This is a genomic window from Flavobacterium sp. UBA4854 (assembly GCF_002399805.1).
GTDB lineage: Bacteria > Bacteroidota > Bacteroidia > Flavobacteriales > Flavobacteriaceae > Flavobacterium > Flavobacterium ginsengisoli.
Genome location: NZ_DHEI01000021.1, coordinates 64,130 through 65,522, shown reverse-complemented (window position 1 = coordinate 65,522; position 1,393 = coordinate 64,130). Strand labels below are relative to the sequence as shown.

Genomic DNA, 1,393 nt, shown 5'->3' with positions numbered 1-1,393 from the left:
AAATTGATTTCTGCGAAAAGGTTTCCTTGAAGATTATATCCTTTTGTTGATCTTTCGACAGTTGTGGCTTTTCCGATTGGATTTGTAATATCTCCATAATAAAGAGGGTTTCCTGTAGGTCCGGTAAAATTTCCATTTTCATCATATATTGGCTGGGTAGGATTTGCTAATAACGTGTTACGGATATCATATGCACCGCTTTCTTTTATATCGTGTGCAATTTTAACACTGTTTCCAAATTTTACTTTGCTGGTCACTTTAGTATCAGAATTAAACTGCACAATGAATCTTTCATAATCAGTATTTAAAACGATACCTTTTTGGTTAAAATAATTAGCAGAAACATAGATATTGGATTTTTTTGTTTTATTCCCATAAGATAAAGTATAGCTGGACATCATCTCTGGATTGAATAATGTTCCAACCCAGTCGGTTCCTGTTCCCAAAGAAGCGGGATTTGTCCATAATGGATTAGGATTAAGTCCTCCATTAGTCATCATATCATTATTTAACGATGCGTATTGTGAAGCATTCAGCATCTTTACCACATTTGAAGCATTTTGCACTCCCGTAAAAGTATCGAAAGTCAAAGTTGAACCTTCTTTTGTCCCGCCTCTTTTAGTAGTTACAATCACAACTCCATTTGCTCCCCTGGAACCATAAATTGCTGTAGAAGAAGCATCTTTAAGCACGCTGATCGATTCTACATCATTCATATTAACTTGGTTAAGTCCTCCATTCAAAGGCATTCCGTCAACTACGATTAGAGGGTTATTATTAGCAATGGTACCTGTTCCCCTCACTCTAAAAGTGACGTTAGATCCCGGTTCTCCGCTCGAAATGACCTGCACACCGGCAGCCCTTCCCTGCATGGCCTCGCCAATATTGGCAACAGGCTGATTTTTCGTTTTGGCTACATCGATTGAAGCAACAGCCCCAGTTAAATCTCTAGCTTTGGCTTTTCCGTATCCGATTACTACAATATCTGTCAGCGATACTGCTTCCGGTACCAACTGAATCTCCAAATTTGTACCTGCTGCAGAAATTTCTTTGTTGGAGTATCCAATATATGATATTACTAAAACAGCATCGGAAGTATTTACCTTAATAGAAAATTTTCCGTCGAAATCTGTAGTAGTACTTGATGCGGTTCCTTTTATTGTTACCGTCGCACCAGGTAAAGGCTCATGCTTTTCATTATATACGGTTCCTGTAATTGTCTTTTGCGCACTTTTAATTGCAGGACCTTCCTGCTGTTTTGCAACGGCAAAAGCGCTATTGCTGCCACAAAGTGCTGCCAGCATAAAAAGTACAAGGATAAAATCTTTGATGGATGTCCTACGAACATCAATTTCATGACATGATCTCATTTATTTTTTTGTTTGGTTAGTAA

The 1,393-nt window shown here is 38.1% G+C and carries 1 protein-coding gene; it reads right to left on the bottom strand.

What is annotated here, in order from left to right:
* Positions 1–1,370 (bottom strand): SusC/RagA family TonB-linked outer membrane protein (locus tag B3J44_RS02505; protein ID WP_286965551.1); only part of this gene is annotated, 1,370 nt, incomplete at its 3' end.
* Positions 1,371–1,393 lie beyond the last annotated feature (23 nt).